Source organism: Armatimonadota bacterium (genome assembly GCA_020354555.1).
GTDB lineage: Bacteria > Armatimonadota > Hebobacteria.
The window spans coordinates 3,099,003-3,120,136 of record CP070648.1 but is presented as its reverse complement, the minus strand read 5'-3'; the positions used below and the strand labels follow the sequence as shown (position 1 = coordinate 3,120,136).

The window sequence follows — 21,134 nt, the reverse complement described above, 5'->3', positions numbered from 1 at the left end:
AGAGGATTAGAGATGAGGGTAAATGTGCGACGTCCACTACGCCTCGCGCACACTGCCCGACTCGCTCACATCATAGCCGCCGAGCGATGCAAGCACTTCTTTGAACGCATCCATTCGCAGGACTTCGATCAGCGTGCCGACAGGCTCCCTCTCCAGCGCATGCTTCAGCACCGCCAACTCGTACCGCTCCATCGCCAGGGGCACAAAATCGAGTCCCAGCGCCTGCGCCGCGGCCGCGATCCCCACGCCCGCGTCGGCCGCCCCGGATTGCACCGCGGCGGCGACAGCGAGGTGCGTGTACACCTCGCGCCGGTAGCCCTGAATCGCGGCCCCGTCCACGCCCGCGCGCCGCAATTCGTAATCCAGCAGCACCCGCGTACCCGCCCCGCGCTGGCGATTGATGAAACGCAAACCCGGCCGCGCGAGGTCGGCCCAACTCGTCAGCCCCAGCGGATTTCCGGGCGCAACTATCAGTCCTTGCTGGCGCAGCGCCACCGTGACCAGACTCACTTCCCCCGGCACGAAGAGCCGACCGACATACGCAGTATTATACTCGCCGGTCTCAGGGTCGAGCAGGTGCGTCCCGGCGGCGTGGCAGCATCCGTCGTGGAGCACCTTCAAGCCCGCCTGACTGCCGACGTGTGTCGAAGCCACTCTCATGCCCGGCTGCGTCCGACGCACCAGGCTGTCGAGGAGGTCGAGGCTCAGGTCGTGGCTGCCGGTGATGAGGATCGTGGAAGCGAGCCGTTGCCTGGGCACGCGAAGCTCGCATTCGATCTCTTCGCCCTCGGCGAGCCCTTCACTCAACGCCGGAACGCGCACGACGCCGTCGGCCCGCACCAGCGATGTGACGAGCCCCGCCCCACGCCCGAGGGGTACCGCGACGAGACGACCGTTGACTTCCCCCGCCCGGACGCGCACGAACTCCTCGCTGCCCGCTACCGACGGCACATCTCGCGACATCACCACCGCGCAGGTCTCCGGCGCCGGCTCGGGAACACCGAGCCACCGCGCGATGAGCGGCTCGACGAACTGCTCGAAGCAAATCACCGCCGACACGGGATACCCGGGCACCCCGATGAACGGCTTCGTGCCGACCGTCCCGAGTATGACGGGCTTGCCCGGCCGTATCGCCACGCCGTGCACCACCACCTCGCCGCGTTCCGACAAAGCTTGCGCCGTGTAATCTCGGCTGCCCGCTGATGCGCCGGCAATCATCGCCACCGCGTCGCACTCCTCCGCCGCGCGCGCGATGGCCTCGCGTAGGGCATCCAGGTCGTCGGGCACGATGCCGTAACGCACCGGTTCGCATCCGCGTTCCGCGAGCAGCCCGGCAAGCAAGTACGAGTCGAAATCCACGATCTGCCCGGGCGCGGGCGCCACGCCCGGCTCGACCACCTCACTACCGGTCGGGATCACTGCAACCCGAGGCTTGCGCCGCACCGCCACCTCACCGACCCCTCCCGCAATCAGCGCCGCGACATCAACCGGCCTGATGACGTGGCCCTCGGGTAGAACAACCTCTGTCGCCACGACATCTTCCCCGGTCGGCCGCGTGTTGTCCCATGGTGCCGCCGCCGCCGTGATCTCCACTGCATCCTCAAGCACCGCGACGTCTTCTATCCTAATCACCGTGTCGCGGCCCTCCGGCAATGCGTCGCCGGTGTTGATGTACTCGGCATCATCAGGTATGCGCAAGCGCTTGGGCGAAACCTCGCTCGCCCCGATGGTCTCGGCGGCGGTCACGGCAACGCCATCCATCGCCGCCGCGTGGTAGTGCGGCGAGGATTGCTTTGCGCGGATCGCCTCCGCAGTGACGCGCCCCTGCGCTTGTATCGCGCTCACGTTCTCGGTCGGCGCCGCTCCCACGCCGGACGCATCCAGGGCCTCGCGCCACAACTCGTGCGCGCGCGCGAGCGGCACCACCGCCCGTTTCTGGTCGCGTCTCATGTCACTGCCCCTCCGCGAACACGCTGACCTGAACCTCTTCGCCCGCCCGCAGAACTTCGACCTCGGGCGGAATATGAAGCACGCCGTCCGCGCCGACCAGTGTCGAAATCATCGCCGACTTGCCGAGCACGGGCGCGGCGTGCAACTTCTCCTCGCGGGCTTCCAGGCGCACGCGGACGAAGTCGGACCGCCCGGGAACGGAACCGAGGTCGCGGTCGAGAATCGCCTTGACCGTGCGCGGACGCGCCGACGGCAAGCCGAGCATGTGCCGCATCGCCCGCTCGACGATCAGGTCGAACACCATCAGGCCCGACACCGGGTGGCCGGGCAGGCCGAAGATGGGTTTCCCCTGCGCGACTGCTATGATGGTCGGCTTGCCGGGGCGGACGTTGAGGCCGCGCGTCAGTATCCCGGGTCCGCCGAGAGACGCAATCGCCTGGGGCACGAGATCCTCCGGGCCGACGCTGCTGCCGCCAGACACGCACACCAGGTCCGCACGCGCGACGCCGTCTTGCAGTGCCGCAACCAGGTCCTCCAGCACGTCGCGCACGATGCCCAGGCGCAGCGGCTCTCCGCCGACCCGGCGAATCGCCATCGCCAGGGCCCACGAATTGAGGTCGCGGATCTGGCCGGCGGCAGGCGACGCATCGGCGGGCACGATTTCGTTGCCGGTCGAGAAGACGGCCGCGACGGGACGCTTGCGCACCGCGACCGACTGGATCCCCAACGCCGCCAGCGCGCCGATATCCGGCGAGCGCAGCGCGCGTCCCGCGGGAAGAAGCTCGGAGCCCTGCGCCACGTCGTCGCCCATCGCAACCACGTTCTCGCCGGGCGCGGCGCTGCGCCGGATCTCGATCTCCGCCGCGTCCCATTCACGCGTGTACTCCACCATCACGGCCGCGTCGGACCCCTCCGGCAGCATCCCGCCCGTGGGAATCCACATCGCCTGGCCCTCAGCAAGCGCCTGCCCTGGGGCCTCGCCCATACGCACCTTCCCCGCGAGCTTTAGGTAGGCGGGCGCGCCTTCGGTGGCGCCGTGCGTGTCCGCTGCGCGCACCGCGTAACCGTCCACCACCGAACGCGAAAACGGGGGCAGCGGCTCGGGGCACAACACCGGCTGCGCGGTCACGCGGCCAAGCGCTTCATCGAGGCCCACTGCCTCGGCGGGCAGCGAAGATGACGCAAGATGATGCTCCAGTTCGCCCCACGCCTCTGCCAGAGTATGCAGCTTCCATATCTTGCTCATGCAAGCTTGCTCTCAATCCCGGTAGTATAGCACAATGCAGTGACAAAAGCGGCTGCGACACAAGAGGAATCCTCGGACAAAGGGCAGAAACACGGAATCGTTACGTTGATCTGACCACGTGAAGGGAGGGCAGCTTACCGTGGGAAAGGCGCTCATTATCCTGATCGGGCTGATCTTTATCGCGCTCGGAGTGTGGGGAATCGTTGCATGGGGGGCCGCGGTGCTGATTGCCATCAAGGCGATGGTGGCTCTGGGCTTCGTTGTAGTAGGCCTTGGGATGCTGGCCTTCGGCATCAGCGAGATCCGCAGCGCTGCTGAAGAGCGTCGGCTCGCCGCTGAAGCCGAGGCGACGCCGCCACCGGTTCCGCCCGCTCAGCCGGAGAGTTCAGACAGCGAGGGTTCCAGTTAGCTCGACTCGCTCGTAGTGCCTGCGCATTGCACGCAGCTCGGTGACGGCTTGCGCCCGCATCAGTGACGTGTCCCCGGGCGGTCGCAAGCGGCGACACGACGGGCTGCGATACCTGCGACCGATGGCAATGAGTCGCAGCGAGTGGGAGTTGGGCAGGCTGGGTGTTGTCGTCGATGCAGTAAATACACAGCGCAGCCACCGGTCGGTGGCTGCGCTGACGTTTTCCGGAGGACGGTGATCCTTGCGGCTGCTCAACCCGCGGAGCGCGTTTCGGGCTTCGGCGCTCGGCCGGCGGGTGATCCTCTGCAGTGCCTCGGCTATCGGAGAACGAGCCGAGACTGTTCCGTGGTCCCCCCGTGCGGGATTCTGGAGTGAGGCCAGGCCTCACCACGGTTCGCGAGTGTGATTCCTGGGTCTACGGGCCTTGTGATGATAAACGGACCCCGTTCGCTCAGGGCGCGGGAGGGCTTCCCGGCCCGGTGGCGTGAGCGCCCGCGATCTTGGCAAGCTCGGCGAAAGCAACTTGGTCCTTGACCGCGAGATCGGCCAGCATCTTCCGATCGATCTCGACTCCTGCCTTGCGCAGGCCTTCGGTGAAGCGGCTGTAGCTCAGGCCGTGGCTGCGCGCAGCCGCGTTGATGCGAGCGATCCACAGTCGGCGAAAATCGCGCTTGCGCTGCCGCCGGTCCCGGTAGGCATACGCCAAGGCGCGCATCGTGGTCTCCTTGGCGGGTCGGATCCACCGATGGCGCGCGCCCCAGTATCCCTTGGCTTGATCCCTGATTTTCTTGTGGCGCCGGTGCGCGGCGACGCCTTTTCGCGCTCGGGGCATGGTTATCTCCTGTGTGACGTCAAGCACGTCCTCCGGTGAGGACGTCGAGCTCCGCGCGGTCGGCAGACCGCGCGTTCGTCTACGTACCGTGATATGGCAGCATGCGCTTGATGCGTGCCGCATCGCCTCCGGTGATCTGGCGGGGGCGACTCAGGCGACGCTTGCGCGTTGCGCTCTTGTGCGTGAGCAGGTGGCTCTTATGAGTGCGCCGCCCGACCACCTTCCCGGTGGACGTGAACCTGAAGCGCTTCGCTGCTGACTTATGAGTGCGTATCTTGGGCATTGCCCTGATCTCCTACTGTGTCGTAAACGCGCGCGTGGTCGCGCGCTCTGGAATTCCTTCACGGCTGCCGCACCCCGAGCGCACTCGGTCAGCGCCGGGCCCATCGGAATGCTGCGCCGCCACCTGCAACTCCCCCCAGAGACACTAACCGCGGCCGTCGCGAACGGCGACCGCGGTATCGAATCCTCCGCGCCCTGCTCCGCGTCAGGGCGCCTCGGTTTTCTCGACCTGCGTGCCCTTGTCGGCCTTCTCGGCCTTCTCGCCCTTGTCGGCCTTCTCGACCTTTTCGGCCTTCGGCGCGATGACCATGGTCATCCGTCGCCCCTCGATAGAGGGGTGCCTCTCGACTTGAGCGACGTCGCCCACGCCTTCCGCCAGCCGCTTGAGGATACGCTGCCCGAACTCGGGATGGCTCATCTCCCGGCTCCGGAACTGCAGGCTCACCGTTACCTTGTCGCCCTCCGCGAGCAGCCGGCGCAGAAGCTTGAGCTTATGATTGAAGTCGTGCTCGTCTATGCGCGGGCTGCGAATGCGCACCCCCCGCATCTCGGCGGTCTTCTGTTTCTTGCGGGACTCGCGATCACGCTTACTGCGGGCGTACTTGTACTTCCCGTAATCCATGATGCGACAGACCGGGGGATTGGCATTGGGCGCGACCTCGATCAGGTCCAATCCCTTCGTCGTCGCAATCTCCAGCGCCTCGCGCGAGGAAACGACCCCGACCTGCCCCCCGTTCTCGTCAACCAGCCTGACCTGCGGCGCGCGGATCGCTTCGTTGACCCGAAGGCCTCTTCTGTCGATTGTGCGGTCACCTCTGTGGGCCGGCAGAATCCGGGTCGAAACCCCTACCCGCTGCGCCGATCAACCACGTTCGCGAGTATAGCAAAACATCGCCGGGGTGTCAACGAGATACGGCAGTCGCGGCTATCGTCCGCCGCTGCCCTCTGGTGCCGCGGGGCTGAAATCGAGAAACGCCTTCAGCATCGCCTCCGCATTCTCCGGGCGCACGTCCGGGCCCACCTCGCCATGCCCGATCAGACCCCCGGCCGGCGAGGCGAACAACTCGCATACGCGGCGCACGTATTCGCGCACCTCCGCGGGCGTCCCGAACGGCAGCACGTACTGGCGATCTATATCACTGCGAATGCACACCCGCCCCCGGCACTTCGCCGCCAACTCCTCCATCGGCATGCAAGAGAACTGTGGGTTGAGCACGTCAACGCCGACCTCGATGAAATCGTCCACGACCTCCATGATGTGCCCGTCGCTGTGGAAATGAAAGTGCTTCCCCGCGCCGTGCACGAGGTCCGCGATCTTCTGGTACGCCGGCTTGTACAGAGCACGCCACCGCTCGGGGCGGATCATGAGCTGGCCCTGCGTCCCCCAGTCGTCCATGTATGACACCCCGTCGCAGTCGTAGCTCTCGAGTTGGCGCACAAGTCGCTTCAGCGTGTGATCCAACACCAGGTCGCGCAGGGCCTCCACCTCAGGGCGCTGCTCCGCTATGTCAATCAGCAGCCGATCGTACCCGCGCAGGAAATGCATGCGCTCGAACAGCCGCCCGCCCCCGGCGCCGATGGTCACGTACCGTTCGTGATCCGTGCGCTCCTGCCACCGCTCGGGCCACTCGCCCGCGTATGGGTCCGGCGGACGATACGTGTCGAGCGCGCCCCAGTCGGCGAGCGGGTTCCCCCGCACTTGTCCCTCGGTGCCCAGGCCGAGGTTGACCCACGTGCAGCCCCAGTCGTCCGTCTCCTCGCCGCGTTGGTAATGGGGGTTATTCTCGGTGCCGTGGTATTCGCCGCTCTGGCCGGGGAAGTCGCCGGGGTACCTGCGGAACACATCTCGCAGCTCGTCCCCATAGTTGTCGATCGCCCCCGGCAGCAGCCCATGCGATATCGGGATCCGGTCCGGCCCGCGAAACTCGATGGCTCGTATAACTCTCTCTCTGCTCGTCAAATCTCCATCCTTTCCTAGGGCACCCCCGCGGACGCGCTCTGGCCCACGAATAACCCAGAATAGACGGCAAGCACGGCAAATGTCAACGGGAATGCCCGTCCCGTATCCGCCCTCGTCCGGCCTCTTCATCCTCTGGTATCCGCGGATGCGAACGCGCCTTGATCCGAAACACGGCCGGTGGCCGCGCGCATCCAGTGTGGTATCCCACGAGTCGCAGGGAAGCGCCGCCGGCCCGGCGAAAATCGCTGCGGGTCCGCGCCATGCACCTGACGCGGTCGCCCAGCATGTCGGTCACCAAGGAGGAAACGAAGTGGCAAGATCGCCGCTAAGGATAGTCGCAATCGGCGCCGGGAGCGGATTCGGAAGAGGAACCGTGGTGGATTTGCTCGCCGCGCCGGAGGTCAACGAACTCGACTGCACCCTCGTGCTCGTGGATACCGATCCGGCGAAGCTGGAGCGGATGCACAAGTTCGCGCTGCTCGTCCGAGAGCACTTCGGGTGTAACGTAAAGGTGGAGATGACCGGCGACCGCCGCGAAGCCCTGGCTGGCGCGAGCTACGTCATCACCTCCGTCGCCATCAAGCGCTACCCGCTGTGGGAACAGGACTTCAGGGTGCCTTTGGCCTACGGCTTCAAGCACGTCTTGGGCGAGAACGGCGGCCCCGGGGCGATCTTCCACGCGTTGCGCAACTACGAACTGATGATCCCGATCTGCCGCGACATGGAGCAGCTATGCCCGGACGCGCTGCTCCTGAACTACACCAACCCGGAGTCACGCATCATCCGGGCCGTGTCGGATATGACGAAGATACGATCCGTCGGACTGTGCCACGGCGTCTTCAGCTCCCTGGGCGGCGCGAGCCGGATCCTCGACAAGCCGGTGGAGGAGATAGACTTCCTGTCCGGCGGCTTGAACCACTTCTACTGGGTACTCAAGCTCGCGGACAAGCGGACCGGCGAGGACCTGTACCCGCGCCTGCGCGAACGGGCCCTGTCGGACCCGGACTGCCCGAGCATGCCGCCGCTGGTGAAGAAGATGGTCGAAGTGTTCGGGCTCTATACCTATCCCTCAGACGACCACATCGGTGAGTATCTCTCCTTCGCGCACGAGTTCACGGGACTGCGATGGCACTACGGACTTGAGAGCCGCCAGGTGCCGTTGCAAGACGAAAAGCCGGGACCGGATTGGTTGGAGCCGTATGTCAGCGGCGAGAAGCCGCTCGATGACAAGGTGCTGCGCCGGAGCGGGGAACTGGCGATAGTGATCATCCTCGCCATCGCGCTCGATCGGAGCTTCCGCGCGGAGGCGGTGAACGTGCCCAACTCCGAGGGGCATATCGCAGGCCTTCCGGCCGATACGGTGGTCGAGGTCCCGGCGTTGGTGGACGGCGGCGGAATCCATCCCCTGGAGCTGCCGCCGATCCCCGAGGCGCTGTTGGCGTTCTGCCGCACGCAGGCATCAATTCAGAAGCTCGTGGTCGAGGCCTACCGGGAGCGCTCGCGAAATCTCCTGCTCCAGGCCCTGCTTCTGGATCCCGTCGTCAACTCGGTCGCGAACGCCGAGCAGATGCTCGACCACATGCTGGAGCTGCAGAAAGACTATCTCCCGGCGTTCGCCTAGCCTGAATTATCCATCATAGTCCAACGCGCGTCGGCGAGATGGCTGCTGCATCGGCGACACGTAATTGCGTGCGGACAATTCATGACACTCGTGATCGGCAGCATGCGCACGACCGGAACTCGTCATGAATAATCCGGGCTAGCCGCGCATCAGTCATCCGCGCGCGTGACATGCAAGATCCACACTGCTCAACGGCAGTATGAATAATCCAGGGTGGAGGCGACTCACCGTCTCCCGGGGGGTGGATAGCGCTTCGCCGCGTCGTCGAGCACCAGCACCCAGTCCGGCCCATCACTTGGCGAGGTGAACTGAAGCTGGCCGCCGACTGGGAAGTCGCCCTCAGCCGCCGTTGCCGCGCCCGTGCGGGGATCGCACCACCAGGCCCTCAGTCGCTTGCCCGATAGCTTGCTGGAATCCACTGTCACCGTCTGGCCGCCCGTGGCCATGTAGAGCATCGCGTAGGAGCCTGTCGCGTCCCGCGTCGCCTGCACGTGGAGCACCTCCCGTCCGCCAGTCGCCACCCCGGGCAAGCCGTTTGCGGAAGTCTCTGTTGTGCGCAGGCGCACCTCATACCCATCGCCCTGCTGGCCGAGCGTGAGGTTGCGCCAACCGGTATCCCGCGAGAGCGTCACGACGCGCGCAGGTCCGGTCTGTGCGTCATCGGCCGGTGTGATCCAGGCCTCGATGGTGATGGCCCCCGACCTCGCGATGGCGGCCGTCAGTTCTCTGGCCGGCACATCCGAGGCGATGAGCACGGGCGCGCGAACCTCGAGGCCTCCGCCCTTGAGCCACGCGACGGCAGAAGGATCGCTGATGTGAAGATCGAGGCCGGCGGGAACACCGGAGCGGTCCTTGACCACGCTTCCTTCGCCCTCGGTGAAGGTGTAGAGTGCAAGCGCGCTCTGTGGCGACGCCCCCGGTCCCGCCCGAAACCGCGTCGCGGCCTCGCTGGCAGCAAGCGCCCGGTCGTAGATCGCGACCAGGCGGTACTCCCCGCGCCACGGCCGATCTTGCGTGAACTCGTTGGCGAGAGCGAGTCGAAGCTTGGCATCCCAATTCCCCAGCCCGCCCGGCACCCGCTGCGTCGCCTCCGGCCGGCCATTCACGTACAGCACCGCGAGGCCATCAGCCGCGCGAGTATAGATGAGATGGGTCAGTTGCCCCTGCCGCGGCGCCTCTGGCACAACCAAGGTCTGATCGGGAATGCGAGTGAGAAAAGGCCGCGACTCCATCAGCGCGCGCAGATGGCGCATTTGTCCCGCGCCGGGAAAGGACAGTGCCTCCTGCCAGGGGACAACGGCACCGAACTCGCCCGGCCGGGAAGGGAGGTGGAACTGAAAGATGCCGTTCGCGCCGTAGGTGTGGCCGTGGGCGCCCGCGAAAACGGCCCAGTAGGCGGCCTTTCGCACGTCGAGGTCGTCGAAGCGCCCGAGGGCCGGCTTGAACTGGATCGGGATCTGCTCATAGCACGGCTCGCCGTCGAGGCACGGCTTGGGGGGAGTGCGCGCGTAGTCGGTGGCGATCATGCGGTGGTTCGGGTTGTTGCGCGCATGGTGTCCGCTCTGGATCATGTTGAAGCTGAGCCAGTCGTCTCCGTGGAACCACTGCCCGGAGCTTCGCCCGCCGGGTGGATGGTAGGTAAGCAGGTGCCTTCCCCGGTCGCCGCGGCGCAACCCCGCTGCCATGGCGCGCACGATGGCGAGATGCCGCTCGTTCTCTGGCGCCCGATCGCCGCCGAGGATCCAGATGATGGGCTGGTCCCGGTAGCGGCGCCCAAGGAACTCGCCGTAGATCGCTGCGTTCTCGGGCGTGAAGATCTCCGGGCCTGCGCCCCACTTGACGTTCCACTTGTCGCCCCAAGTCGGCAGCATCCCGACGTACAGGCCGAGCCTCGCGGCCGCTTCGACCACCGCGTCCACGTGCGCGAAGTAGCGCTCGTTGGGCCGCGTCGGGTCGCCGTCCAGCAGCGGCAGGTCGCCATTCGCATTGGGTACGGTGAGCCCGCCGAACTCAGCCAGAACCACGGCCTGGATGACTGTGAAACCCTTCTCCGCCCGGTCCCGCAGATAGCGCTCGCTGTCCGGCAGATCGAGCCTGTGGAAGAGTTCCCAAGCAGTATCTCCCAGCCAGAAGAACGGCGTTCCATCCGAACGAACCAGGAAGCGGCCGTGGTCGCTGACCTTCAGCCCTTCGGGCTCCGCCGGTCGCGCCAACCCCACACTGGCGCATGCCAGCATGACGAGACACCACACCGCGCTATATCGAGCGCCCCGGGGGCTCATGATCCCATCTCCCAGACTCGGGCCTCACGGCATCGCCTCGGGTCCCTGCCAGTCGAGGCGCGCCACTGGCTCGACGGCCGCGTTATTGGTACTTTCGGAACTGATGAATCGAGGCCCCGAAGTTGAACCCGACATACTGCCGGTTGTAGGCCGGTGACTTGCCCTCCGCGTTGGCCACCCACAACTTGAGGTCGCTGACGTCGTACACCACCGCGTGCAGGTCCCCGGTCTTCACGTTGCGCATCACATCTTGCGCGGCGACCGTGCCGTCGATCCGCCCGTAGTTCGCTTGCAGCCGCTCGTAGAGCTTCTCGTTATGGCTCTTCGGCCATTCCTGCGGCGTGTCCAGCCCCATGGACATGTACACCACTTCCTTGAGCTGCTTCGGATGCGGCTGATCCTCGGGGCCGTGGACGTTGCAGTAATCCTTGCAGGTAACGAAGCCGCGCGCGTCGCCCCGCCCGTCATTGGCCTTGGCGTCGCCGACACAGTAGTGATACGAACTCGTGCGCCGCGCGGTCTCGACCAGTCGAATCGCCTGCTCCAGCGTGTCGCAGTATTGCAGCACCTCGCGCAGGACGAACGGCATCGGCTCGCCGTCCAGCGTTTCTTTGTCGTTGCCGAAGTTGTCGCCGATCTCGCTCACCGCCAACTTCCGCTCGTTCATGCCGGACACGACGCCGATCATCCCCGCCCACGTCACGTTGACCAGGCCGTTGCCCTCCTTCGGCACGTACACCACCAGCAGCGGGTGCCGCTGGATCCCCGCCTCCATCTCGTAGTCCAGCGCGCGGATCTGCCACAGATGCCCGTCCTTCACCGCGCCGCCCCACGCCGCGAAGTAGGAGCAGTGGAACTCCGAGAGGTCCGGGATCGTGTTGAGTCTCTGAATCTCCTCCACCGCTAGCCCCGCTCCGTCGGCGATGCCCTGCATCTCGTCCTTGAACGGCTGCGGGATGTGCGGTGCCTGCTGGCGATATACCTCGTCCACCTGCTCCGGCGTCTTCCCCATGCCTTGGAGCATGACCGGCACAACCGTCGCGCACGCGTCGCGTACCTGCTCGGCGAGCAGCTGCCCCTGGGCGAAGCCCATCTCGTAACCGCTCCCCCACACCTCGAGCACCGGGATCGCGTCTTCCCCCTCCCCGAGGGTGTAGGTCCGCCCGTTCACCTGCGGCTCCTGCGCCGCCGCGGCAGTCGTCACGACCGCGAGGAGACATACGACAAATACCTTCATCCAACGCATTCCGCATATCCTCCGTCTCGCGCCAATAGCGCGTGATGCGATGTATCCTAAACTGCGCCCCCGGGAAGCGAAACGACATGGCCGCCGCGCACGGGTACGGCGGCATTTACGCCGCCGCGGCCTGTCGGCTGATGTGAGAGCCCGCCTCGTCCTTCGTTACTTCGATGCGCTCCTGGAACGCGTCCTTCAATTCCTCGATGTGAGTGATGATGAGAACCTTCTCGAAGTCATCCTGGATTGCGTTGACGCATTCCACCAGTCGGTCGCGCGATTGCGCGTCCTGGGTGCCGAATCCCTCATCTACCACCAGAGTCTGAAGCTTTGCCCCCGCCCGCCGCGCGAGCAGCCGCGCCAGCGCCACCCGCACTGCGAAGTCCACCCGAAACGCCTCGCCGCCGCTGTACAGCTCGTAGCGCCGCGTCCCGAGTTCGTCGGCGATGTGGATGTCGAGCGTCTCCGCCGCCCCGCCGTCGGCGCGCTCTCGCTGGGTCACCAGGTCCACGCGCATCCGCCCTTCCGTCATCCGCCCGAGTAGTTCGTTCGCATCCTCCGCGAGCTGCGGCACCACCGTTTCGATCGCCAGCGCTTGTACGCCCTGCCGCCCGAATGCCTCCGCCAGCTCCCCATACACAACTCGGTCGCTCTCGACCGACCCACGCTGGCGCCGACAACGCTCCGCATCCTCGCGCGCGCGGCGGCATGCCTCGATTTCCGCGCGCAGCGCGGCAAGCTCGCCCACCAGTCCGTCGCGTTGCTGTCGCGCGGCCGCCCGCTGCTTCTCCACTTCGGCCAATGCGGCGGCCGCGGGGCCGGCATCCGCCGCTTGCCGCCGCAGCTCGTCACCGCTCTGCTTGGCCTCCGCGAGGCCCTGCTGTGCGGCTTTCAGGCTCTCTCACACCTGCGCCAGGTGCTCCTCGTCCTGGGGCAGCGACGCCCGCGCCGCCTCCAGCGCCCCAAGCTTCTTCTCCGTGCCCGCGAGGGCGCGGATCGTTTCCTGCACCCGCCTATGCTCGGCCGGTTCGTAGGCTGTCTCCGCGAGTCTCTGTTCGGCCGCGGTCAATCGGCGCCGTTCCTCAGGAGCGAAGGACTGCGACTCGAGCATCCGGCGAAGCTCCTGCGCCCGCTGCTCCAATCGCTCCGCCTTCGTCCCTGCGGCGCGTGCTTCTTCCGCCCTCCGCTGCAGTTCGCCCAGCTGCTTCTGCAGCGGACCCGCCCGCGCAACGTGAGGCTGGATACTGCTCATCTTCGCTTCGAGCTGCTTGAGCGTCCGTGCAGCATCCTCGCCCGCCCGCGTCAGCTCGTCCGCAGATGCCTCTTTGCTGTCTGCAAGCGACCGTGCGTCGGTCAGCAACCGCTTCCTTAGTTCATCCCCAAGCGCCTGCTCGCACAACGGGCAGCGCGCCGACGCTTTCGCCAGCACCTCCAGCCGCGCGCCGATGTCCGCGAGTTCGGTGCGCAGCGCGCGCTCGGTCTGCTCGTCCGCCGCCCGTTTCGTGCGCAGCCGCTCCATCTCCTCACGACACGACTCGAGCGCCGCCTCCGCATCCTGGCACGCCCGGATCTGGCTCTCGAATTCCGCCGTCTGCCGTGCCACATCGTCAGCTTCGCCCGCAGCTTTACGGGCCTCTGCGACGGCATTCTCGGCGTGCTGCAGTTCCTGTTCGAGCCGCGCCTGCTCGGCCCCAATCGCCGCACGCGCCTGCTGCCGGACGGAGTCCGCCTCCGCCGCCTGTTCGCGCCGCGCGCTCAGGTCGGCATCGCGCTCGCGCGCCTGCTCCAAACGCGCCATCGCCTCGCGCACCGCCCCCTCTTCCGCCAGCGCCGCGCGATAGCCCTCGACTCGTCGCCGCAGACCAGACTCCTGCCGCGCCAGCGAATCCGCATGTGCTACCGCCTGCTTGAGCCCCGCTTCGACTCGACGCAGTTCCTCCGCCGCCCGCTCCGCCGTCGCTTTGCGTGTCCGCGCCTGTTCCAGGCCTTCGTCGCATTGCGCCAGGGACTTCTCGGCTTCCGCAAGCGCCGCCGCCGCGGCCTGCGCCCGCTGTTCTACTTCGGCTTCGCAGTCCGCCTGCGCTTGCAGGCGCTCCACCTCGTCGGCTAACTGTTTCGCCCGCCCCTCACACTCGCGCGCAAGATCCCGCGCCCGCTTGGCCAACTCGTCGTACACATCCAGACGCAGAATCCCGCCGAGCACCTCCTTGCGCTCCGTCGGCGCCGCCCGGGTGAAACTGTCCGCCCGCCCCTGGAACAGAAAGGAGGACATCACGAATGTGTGATAGTCCAGCCCGAGCAGCGATTGGATGACCCCCTGCGTGTCCGTCTTCGTCGCGCCCGTGAGTGGACGCCATGAGTCGCCTTGGGACAGGTACAACTCCAGCGTCTGCCCGCGGCCTCGGCGCAGCCGGCGCAGCACGCGGTACAGCTCATCGTCCACGCTGAACTGGAACTCGACCAGCGCCTCGTTCACTCCGTCAGCGCGCCGGATGACCTCCTCGGTCTTTGACTGCGTCCCCTCCAGCCGCGGCGCCCTGCCCCACAGCGCCCACGTCATCGCGTCGAGCAGAGCGGACTTCCCGTTGCCGTTGTCCCCGCACAGGCACGCCGTGTGGAACGAGAAGTCCAACTCCTCGCCCGGCTCGCCGTACGACATGAAATCGCGCAGGTATAGTCTGACGGGGATCATCTATGCGTCTGCGGTCCGCTCGCCGTCCGAGGCGTCGGCATCGCCAGACGGCTCGGACGCGGGACTCGCGGAGGATGTGTCTGCGTCTGCCTCATTCATCCCCAGATCCAGCTCGCTCTCGGCCGCGCCAAAGGACGGCTCCGTTTCCTGACGCATGGTCGCGAGGATGGCTTCAGCCTTGGCTCGCATGTCCCGCGCGCGTTGCGCTGAAACGCCGCGGAGCTCCAGGTATTCATCGAGCGCCGCCAGCGGATCCGTCATGCGCTCCGCCACTCCCGGCGCCCGCGGCGCCACTCGCGGCGAGCGTACCTCCTTCTGTATCGGCAGGGCGGCGTACGCGTCGCGTAGCGAACCGCGCAGCCGCTCCTCGTCCAGCGGCTGCTCTTCATCCATCATGACCCGCGTTCGCACCACCGCATCCGCCACCTCCACCGTCGCTATCGCCGCCTCGACCTCCGCCGTAGCGTCCGGACCTCTGGTCGCCACCTCGATCGTAACGAAACGCCGCGCCGGCGTCGGCACGAACTCGTAGCTCGTCTTGCCGCGCTCGATGTCAACAATCACGAAGCCCTTCTGCTGCCCCTCCTCGCCGAAGTCCACGCGCTCCAGGCTGCCGCAGTACACCACCGGCGGCGGGCCGCCGTCCATTTCCTGAAAGCGGTGTACGTGCCCGAGGGCCACATAGGCATACCGCGAATCGGCGACCGCCTGGACCGGCACCAGCGGCTCCGTCCCGCTTACCAGACTCGCCTCGGAGCCGACCATCGCCCCCTCCACCCCTATGTGAGCCGCCAGGATGGCGGGCGTGAAGTCGCCCACTTTCGCCCCGAGGTCGGCGAGCTTCTGCGTCAGCCTGCGCGACAACGTCCGTCGCAGCGCGTCCGCGTCAAGCCGCCGGTCGCCGTCCTCCAGCAAAGCCGCCCGCGGCAGCGCGGGGAAACAGGCGCAACGCACCACCCCCGACTTCGTCTCCATGTCCAGCACTTGCGGTTGCCGGATCACGGCAACGCCCGGCACCTCCAGCGCCGAGAATACGTCCAGCGAACTCGCCTTCGCCGGCAGCGACGGCAGATCGTGATTCCCGACCAGAAGGAGCACCGGAGTGCCCGCGCTCACGAGCCGGAAGATGCGCCGCGCGAACTCGCGCTGGTGCGTTGGGTTGGGCTCGCGGCTGCGGTACGCGTCGCCGACAAAGACGACCAGGTCCGCCTCCCGCTCGATCGCGCGGTCCACGGCGACGTCGAAGCAGCGCAGGAAATCAAACAGCCGAGTGTTGAGGCCGGTTGCGGGATCAGGCCGGCCGTAGTTCTCCGTGCCGAGGTGAAGATCGCCGAGGTGCAGCAGCCTCATACGCCCATTCTAGCAGCGGCGGGTGGGGGCGTCAAACAACAACCAGGAAAGGTTGTAATCCCCAAAAGTGGGGGCCGCCGCCAATCCGTCGGGGCGGCCACGCGGCCAGCGCCTTCACGACCCGAAAAGGGTCACACTCCGGAAACGACATCTGCGGATTGCGTGGATTGCGCTCACGAGACTCGGTCGCCCGGCCACCGCTTGCGGATCGTCTCGACCAGATGCCGCCCGACGATATAGATAATCACTGCATTGATGACGCCGATAGCCACTATGGCCACGTTCGCAAGTATGTGTGCCTGGCCGGTGTTGCGGATGAACCCGGAGTAATCTCCATCGCTGACCAGTCCGGTGGCGGCAAGAATCATGCCGAGGTGGGCGAAGAGAAAGACGCCCACGAGCCCCGACCATATCTCGTCGGCAATTCGCCACTTCGACCTCAACCTCCTCCCGGGACCGCTGATCCACAGCGCAAAGAGCAGGTACCCCAGCAGCGTCGGCAGGCCGGGCCCGGCCATGGCGATGGTCGCATTCTGCCAGGCGGCCAGGTGCTCGCGTGAAGCGATCATGCCCATGACACCGGGCTGCCCGTGCAACCCGAGGAAATCGCTGCGGCGAAAATCGACACCGAGGCCGAACGCCGCCAGCGCGAGAGCATGCCCGCCCTCATGCGCGAGCACGTAAGCGGTTCCGACAACCACCGCCGCGAGGATCCACTGGACAACTCGCTTCAGCACGGCGGATTGCGGCTGCGCATGCCCGCGCCGCGCGAGGATACGGGAACGGACGAAGAGCCCCGCAATCACCAACAGCCACGTCCCCATCAACGCGAAGAACCGGGACATCCCAAAACCCTTGGGCCGCTCCGGCAGCACATCCACCGCGTACCGTCCAAGCGCCTGGTTCTCCACCACGTGCAGTTCGTACCGCCCGGCCGCGAAGCCGTCGGGAGGTCTGAAGCCGAACACCCGGCGGTCCTTTCCGCTGAACCACTGCGCGTTGCACAGAGGTTGGCCGTCGGCATCGTTCACGCCCACCGCCACACCCGGCCCCCGAAGATCCGTGGCCAGTCTGAAAGCCAGTGTCGGCCGGAAGTCCGTGAGTTCAAATGGGATGACGCGGATCGCCGACTGCGGCGTCGGCCCCGGGCTGGCTTCAAGATGTGCGAGCGGCTTCGGCGTGCCTACGGGCGCGAACAGCACCGCCAAGGTAACACCGCACCCAAGCACCGCTCCGCCCCAAGCAGCGATTCGTTTCCGTAGCACCATGGAGGCTCTTCTCTGGCCCTCGACGCGTCGCCCCAGCGGGCGACGTTGATCCGCAGCTAGTCCGTGCTGCGGGCGTCTTCGCCCGGCTTCACCCGAATATACAACGCCTCCGCCTCCGCGACCAGTGTGCCGTCGGGCCGGCGGGCCTCCGCCGCCGTGCGAATGATACGCGCGCCAACCTTATCTATATGCCCGCGCAGATCGAGGTCGTCACCCACCTCCGCTGTCTGGCGGTAACGCACCGTCATACGCCCCGTCATCGCCGGCAATTGGGCCTTCCACACCGCGTTGCCCATCACTTCATCCAGCGCCGCCGAGAGTACCCCGCCGTGCAGGTACCCGCGCCAGCCCGTGTACTCGGGCTTCACGTGCAGACGAGTCAGGCAATCCGTGCCTTCCCAGGTGAACTCGAGCCGCAGCCCGAGGGAATTCTCCTTACCGCATCCGAAGCACATCTTCGGATTCTCGAGCAGCTCCATGGCGTGTCCTTTCGCCGATTCGAGCGGCGCGGCAGCGCGCTGCCCGTTGCATCGCCGCGCCGCGTCCGCTGCAGCGGCTCTTGCTTCAGCGTGCCCGCGACGATGACCTGCCACCGTGTCGCAGGTCACCGCAGTGCTGATTCAACCAGCCGCTGCTCCGCGCTTGACTGTCACTTGCGATGCCGCTACGATGGCGTCAGTACGGCGCGCGCTCCGCGACGCCCGCCCAGGAATCTGCCGTGAGACTGATCCAGCAAACGCCCGATACCTCCGATTTCGATGTCATCTTCGGTGGCCAGGAGACGCCGGCGTTTCGCATCCTGCTCCCGGAAGCGCTCGTCGTGGACGGCAAAGCAATCGCAAATGGCTGTCACACCGTCACCGGCGACTGGCAGTTCGAGCGCGACGCCGCCGAGGGATCTTTCTCGCCGTCGGCCGGTCTTCTCGTCCGCGTCAGGATCCAATGCCGCGATTCCGACATGCTCGTCGGCATGAGCGTGACGAACACCTCGCCTCGGCCTTTCGCGAACGTGACGGCCAACGTCTGCGCGTCCGTGAACCATCTCCCGGGCGACCCCGGCTGGTGCAACCGGGACTTCATGCCCGGGGTTCCTCTGGATCGCGACCTGCAGGGGCGGCATTGGTACAGCAATGTGACGCCGCCCGGGCTGCAAGCCCTCACCGGCGACGGTTGGGTGGCGATGCACCCCCGCCCTGGTGACCCGAATCCCGACGCAGTCCCCAAGTACTCGTGGGTGCCGAGCGCGCGCGACGACATTCGAGCGTGCGCCGTGAAATCGCACGACGGCTCTCTGCTCTTCTTTCAGTGGTGGGACGCTCAGTGCCGGTATGTCGAGCCGTTTCCCGGCAACGCGTGCATGCATCTCATGCCGGTGATCGCCGCGAAGCTGGCGCCAGGCGAAACCGCGACCGTGCGCGGCATGGCGGGCGTCTTGGTGGGCGACTGGGCAGGCCTGGCAGCGGAAGTCAACTCGTGGCTGCGACAGCCTTGACTCGGCATGCGCCTTGACGCCGGTTGGGCACGATTGCTATGATGCGGCCAGCATGAACCCCGTCGGCATCACCACCACCGTTCCGATAGAGATCATCTACGCCACCGGTCGCTCGGTGGTTGACCTCAACAACGTCTTCATCACCAGCGCCGACCCCGGCGATATGCTCGACCGCGCGGAGCTGGCCGGCTTCCCGCGCACTCTCTGTGGCTGGATCAAGGGCATCTACACCACCGCCCTCGACCTCGGCCTCACGCACGTCGTTGCAGTGACTCAGGGCGACTGCGCCAACACCTGTGCGCTGATGGAAACCCTCGCCGACCAGGGCATCGAAATCATCCCTTTCGCGTATCCCTATGACCGCGACCGCGACTTGCTCGCGCTGCAAATCGAGAAGGTGCGCCAGCACTTCGGTGCCGCGCCCGAAGCAGTGGCTGACGCCAAGCGCCGCCTTGACGTCATTCGCGCCAAGGCCCATCGCATTGACGCCTTGACCTGGCAGTCGGACGCCGTCACCGGCAAACAGAATCACTACTACCAGATCACGTGCAGCGACATGAAGTCCGATCCGAGCGCTTTCGAGCGCGAATTGGACGGCTTCCTCGCCGGCATCTCCGATGCCGCGCCGCTGCACGCCGACCGCCTGCGCCTCGGCTACATCGGCGTCCCGCCCATCGTCACCGACCTCTACGATCACCTCGAAGCGCTCGGCGCGCGCGTCGTGTTCAACGAGACCCAGCGTCAATTCGCCATGCCCTTCGATACGACGGACCTCGTCGAGCAGTATCGGCTCTACACCTATCCCTATGGCGTTTTCTGGCGCCTGCGTGACATCAAGGCCGAGGTCGAGCGCCGCCGCATAGAGGGCATCATCCACTACGCCCAGAACTTCTGCTTCCATCAGATAGAAGACCTGATCGTCCGGCGGCACCTCAGCGTGCCGATCCTGACGCTCGAGGGCGACCGCCCCGGCCCGATGGACGCGGGCATGCGCCTGCGCGTCGAGAGCTTCGTGGAGATGCTGCGCCACGCGCGCCGCCACGCGGCGCGGTCAATGTAGCTCGTGGGGCAGGAGCTTGCCTCCCGCCCGCAGCTGGAGGATCCCGCACGTGCTCGAACCCGACGAACAGCTGAAGATCATCACCAGGCACGCCGTTGACGTCGTGACCGAAGACGACCTGCTCGCGAAACTCCGCGAGCGCCGCCCCCTGCGCGTCAAGTACGGCGCCGACCCCAGCGCGCCCGACCTGCACCTCGGCCACTCCGTCACCATGCGCGCAATGCGCGACCTTCAGGACCTCGGCCACCACATCATCTTCATCATCGGCGACTTCACCGGCATGCTCGGCGATCCCAGCGGCCGCAGCAAGACCCGGCCGCAGCTTTCCCGCGAGGAGATCGAACAGAACGCCGACACCTACGCCGCGCAGGTGTCCAAGATCCTCGACATGCAACAGGCCGAACTGCGCTACAACAGCGAATGGCTGAGTCGGCTTGACGCGATGGACGTGGTGCGGCTTGCGGCCAAGACGACCGTCGCACGCATGCTGGAGCGCGACGATTTCGCCAAGCGCTACGCCGCCGGCCAACCGCTCGGCGTCCACGAGATGCTCTACCCCATATTCCAGGGCTATGATTCCGTCGCCATCGAGGCCGACATCGAGTTGGGCGGCACCGACCAGATATTCAACTTCCTGCTCGCGCGCGAAATGCAGCGCGACATCGGGCAGGCGAGCCAGGTCGTCATCACCCGCCCGCTCATCGTCGGTACCGACGGCACGCAGAAGATGAGCAAGAGCCTCGGCAACTACATCGGCATATCCGAACCGCCGGACGAGATGTACGGCAAGCTCATGTCGCTGCCCGACGAACACACCGTGACGTACCTGGAGTTGTGCACCGACGTGAGCGAGGAGGATATCCGCGCGATGGAGGCGGCCATGGCGCGCGGCGAACTCAACCCGCGTGACGCCAAAGCCCGCCTCGCCCGGGAAATCGTCACGCTCTATCACGACGCTCAGGCCGCCCGTGAGGCGGAGGAGGCGTTCCAGCGCCTCTTCGCCGGCGGCAAGCAGGTTGACCGCGACACGCTGCTGGAGGCCGCCGAGCGTGTCCAGCTCGATCGGACGCTCGAGGGCTCTGCCGTGTGGGCGTCAAAGGCACTCCACCTTACCGGACTGGCGCCTTCGCACAGCGAAGCAAGACGCCTCATCGGGCAGGGCGGGGTATGGATTGACGACCGAAAAGTGGAGAATCCACAGGAAGAAGTGACTCTGCGGGAAGGGATGCTCCTGCGGATCGGCAAGCGGCGTGTCGCTGTGCTGTCGTTTCGGTCGTGAGCGTTGCCGCCGCGGGGCGCCAGGGCCCCCGAGGCGTGACCGCGGTCGCTGTCAGGGGCCGCGCGCATCGAGTGAGGATATGCGGCGCCCTCGGCGCAGGACTGTGGAAAATATTTGTTGTAATATCGCTTGACACCGCGGGAGCGTATGCTATAATTACCGATGGACTAAGGT

18 protein-coding genes are annotated in these 21,134 nt (G+C 66.4%); 5 read left to right on the top strand and 13 right to left on the bottom strand.

The genetic code is table 11. The annotated features are described in order from the left end of the window. Positions 1–36 precede the first annotated feature (36 nt). Positions 37–1,950, bottom strand: coding sequence for a molybdopterin biosynthesis protein (locus JSV65_12745; protein ID UCH33435.1), 1,914 nt, complete (start codon positions 1,948–1,950; stop codon positions 37–39). 1 nt (position 1,951) lies between these two features. Beyond that, positions 1,952–3,196 carry a molybdopterin molybdotransferase MoeA gene (locus tag JSV65_12740; protein ID UCH33434.1) on the bottom strand — a complete coding sequence of 415 codons (1,245 nt, stop codon included), beginning with the start codon at positions 3,194–3,196 and terminating at the stop codon, positions 1,952–1,954. A 139-nt stretch (positions 3,197–3,335) separates the two neighbouring features. Here JSV65_12740 and JSV65_12735 point away from each other — a divergent pair, with 139 nt between their 5' ends. Then, a complete protein-coding gene (locus JSV65_12735; GenBank protein ID UCH33433.1) occupies positions 3,336–3,605 on the top strand; it encodes a hypothetical protein in 270 nt (89 codons plus the stop codon). Between the two features lie 451 nt (positions 3,606–4,056). Here the strand turns inward: JSV65_12735 and rplT are convergent, their stop codons facing one another. The 4 genes from rplT to JSV65_12715 all read right to left on the bottom strand — a co-directional run bounded on the left by rplT (position 4,057) and on the right by JSV65_12715 (position 6,679). Then, positions 4,057–4,437, bottom strand: a complete 381-nt coding sequence (gene rplT, locus JSV65_12730) for a 50S ribosomal protein L20 (GenBank protein ID UCH33432.1) — start codon at positions 4,435–4,437, stop codon at positions 4,057–4,059. A gap of 79 nt (positions 4,438–4,516) precedes the next feature. Further along, positions 4,517–4,720: a 50S ribosomal protein L35 gene (gene rpmI / locus JSV65_12725; protein UCH33431.1), complete on the bottom strand. Its 204-nt coding sequence runs from the start codon at positions 4,718–4,720 to the stop codon at positions 4,517–4,519. 204 nt (positions 4,721–4,924) lie between these two features. Further along, positions 4,925–5,521, bottom strand: coding sequence for a translation initiation factor IF-3 (infC, locus tag JSV65_12720; GenBank protein ID UCH36772.1), 597 nt, complete (start codon positions 5,519–5,521; stop codon positions 4,925–4,927). 123 nt (positions 5,522–5,644) lie between these two features. Further along, positions 5,645–6,679 carry a hypothetical protein gene (locus JSV65_12715; protein UCH33430.1) on the bottom strand — a complete coding sequence of 345 codons (1,035 nt, stop codon included), beginning with the start codon at positions 6,677–6,679 and terminating at the stop codon, positions 5,645–5,647. Between the two features lie 310 nt (positions 6,680–6,989). Here JSV65_12715 and JSV65_12710 point away from each other — a divergent pair, with 310 nt between their 5' ends. Continuing rightward, positions 6,990–8,300, top strand: a complete 1,311-nt coding sequence (locus tag JSV65_12710) for an alpha-glucosidase/alpha-galactosidase (protein ID UCH33429.1) — start codon at positions 6,990–6,992, stop codon at positions 8,298–8,300. Positions 8,301–8,524: 224 nt separating this feature from the next. Here the strand turns inward: JSV65_12710 and JSV65_12705 are convergent, their stop codons facing one another. The 7 genes from JSV65_12705 to JSV65_12675 all read right to left on the bottom strand — a co-directional run bounded on the left by JSV65_12705 (position 8,525) and on the right by JSV65_12675 (position 17,608). Continuing rightward, the gene (locus JSV65_12705; GenBank protein UCH33428.1) at positions 8,525–10,582 is read right to left on the bottom strand and encodes a DUF4038 domain-containing protein; all 2,058 of its coding nucleotides are present in this window, start codon (positions 10,580–10,582) and stop codon (positions 8,525–8,527) included. An 82-nt stretch (positions 10,583–10,664) separates the two neighbouring features. Continuing rightward, complete coding sequence (locus JSV65_12700; GenBank protein UCH33427.1) at positions 10,665–11,828, bottom strand: hypothetical protein; 1,164 nt, start codon at positions 11,826–11,828, stop codon at positions 10,665–10,667. 106 nt (positions 11,829–11,934) lie between these two features. Beyond that, a complete protein-coding gene (locus JSV65_12695; protein ID UCH33426.1) occupies positions 11,935–12,621 on the bottom strand; it encodes a hypothetical protein in 687 nt (228 codons plus the stop codon). A gap of 99 nt (positions 12,622–12,720) precedes the next feature. Then, a complete protein-coding gene (locus JSV65_12690; protein ID UCH33425.1) occupies positions 12,721–14,511 on the bottom strand; it encodes an SMC family ATPase in 1,791 nt (596 codons plus the stop codon). Then, positions 14,512–15,861 carry an exonuclease SbcCD subunit D gene (locus JSV65_12685; GenBank protein ID UCH33424.1) on the bottom strand — a complete coding sequence of 450 codons (1,350 nt, stop codon included), beginning with the start codon at positions 15,859–15,861 and terminating at the stop codon, positions 14,512–14,514. Positions 15,862–16,034: 173 nt separating this feature from the next. Then, positions 16,035–17,129 carry a hypothetical protein gene (locus JSV65_12680; GenBank protein ID UCH33423.1) on the bottom strand — a complete coding sequence of 365 codons (1,095 nt, stop codon included), beginning with the start codon at positions 17,127–17,129 and terminating at the stop codon, positions 16,035–16,037. 56 nt (positions 17,130–17,185) lie between these two features. Continuing rightward, positions 17,186–17,608, bottom strand: coding sequence for a PaaI family thioesterase (locus JSV65_12675; protein ID UCH33422.1), 423 nt, complete (start codon positions 17,606–17,608; stop codon positions 17,186–17,188). A 239-nt stretch (positions 17,609–17,847) separates the two neighbouring features. Between JSV65_12675 and JSV65_12670 the strand changes: the two genes are divergently transcribed. From JSV65_12670 to JSV65_12660, 3 genes are read left to right on the top strand one after another with little or no spacing between them, the layout of a single operon-like run. After that, a complete protein-coding gene (locus tag JSV65_12670) occupies positions 17,848–18,621 on the top strand; it encodes a hypothetical protein (protein ID UCH33421.1) in 774 nt (257 codons plus the stop codon). A gap of 52 nt (positions 18,622–18,673) precedes the next feature. Further along, positions 18,674–19,681 carry a 2-hydroxyacyl-CoA dehydratase gene (locus JSV65_12665; GenBank protein UCH33420.1) on the top strand — a complete coding sequence of 336 codons (1,008 nt, stop codon included), beginning with the start codon at positions 18,674–18,676 and terminating at the stop codon, positions 19,679–19,681. Between the two features lie 49 nt (positions 19,682–19,730). Further along, a complete protein-coding gene (locus tag JSV65_12660; GenBank protein ID UCH33419.1) occupies positions 19,731–20,960 on the top strand; it encodes a tyrosine--tRNA ligase in 1,230 nt (409 codons plus the stop codon). The last annotated feature ends 174 nt before the right edge of the window (positions 20,961–21,134 follow it).